Here is a 1,103-nt window from a genome sequence, read left to right on the forward strand (position 1 = left end):
CGCCCGCGGCGACGCACGGGGGGCACGGGCGTCCGCTGGTCGTCGACCTCGGCTCGCTCGGCGGCGGGCACACCGTGGCGCAGGCGGTGAACGCCCGCGGGCAGGTGGTCGGGCGGTCGCTCACGGCCGACGGCCGGTGGCACGCGTTCTCGTGGGAGCACGGGCGGATGACCGACCTCACGCCGACCGCGGAGAACGCCGAGGCGCTGGACGTGAACGACCGCGGACAGGTGGTCGTCCAGATCACGGACCTGGCCGGCGGGCCGTCGCAGTCGGAGCTGCGCACCGGGCGGCGCACGGTGCCGCTCGGCGAGGTGCGGGCGCAGCAGGTGAACGCGAAGGGGCAGGTGGCCGGGGGCGTCCTCACGTTCGACGGCGACTTCAGCTCGAACCCGTTCGTGTGGACCCGCGGGACGCGCGTCGACCTCGGCCCCGTGCCGGGCTTCGCCGGCCCGAGCAGCAGGCTCGTCGACCTCGACGACCGCGGGCGCGTGCTCGGCATCGGCCTGGGTCCCGAGAGCTTCGAGCTCGGCTACCTGTGGTCGGCCGGGACGTTCACGCCGATCGGCGACCCGTTCGTCTTCGGCGGCAACGCCGTCGTCGACCTGTCGGACTCGGGCTGGGTGCTCGGCACCGCGTACCAGGGCGGGCCGTTCCTGTGGCGGGCGGGCGTCCAGACGTGGATCGGCCTGCCGCCGGGGATCGGCGAGGCGCTGCCCGTGGCCGTCGACGAGCACGGCCACGCCGTCCTCAACCTGCGCGCCGACCCCGCGGGGACGGAGCGGGCGTACCTCTGGGACGGCCGTCGCTACCTGCCGCTCGGCCCCGACGACGTCTCGACCCACGCGATGGCGACGGACGACCGGCACCGCGTGGTCGGGCAGTTCACGCCCGCGTCCGACCCGGGCCGGACGAGCGCGTTCCTGCTGGACCGGGGACGCTTCGTCGACCTCGGCGCGGGCATCGACGGCGTCGTCACCGCGCAGGCGGTCGCGGGCCGGTACGTCATGGGCACGGTGCTCGCGCCCGACGGCTCGACGCACGCGCTGCGCTGGACGGTCCGCTGACGCGTCCGGCCCGCGCGTGGACGCGGTCGGCGGCCC

1 protein-coding gene is annotated in these 1,103 nt (G+C 76.2%); it reads left to right on the forward strand.

Features of this window, described 5'->3' with window-relative positions:
* Positions 1-1,067: hypothetical protein (locus HGA02_RS20045; protein ID WP_210728859.1), on the forward strand; the 1,067-nt coding region annotated here is incomplete at its 5' end.
* Between the last annotated feature and the right edge of the window lie 36 nt (positions 1,068-1,103).

It is taken from the genome of Cellulomonas septica (assembly GCF_012396155.1).
GTDB lineage: Bacteria > Actinomycetota > Actinomycetes > Actinomycetales > Cellulomonadaceae > Cellulomonas > Cellulomonas septica.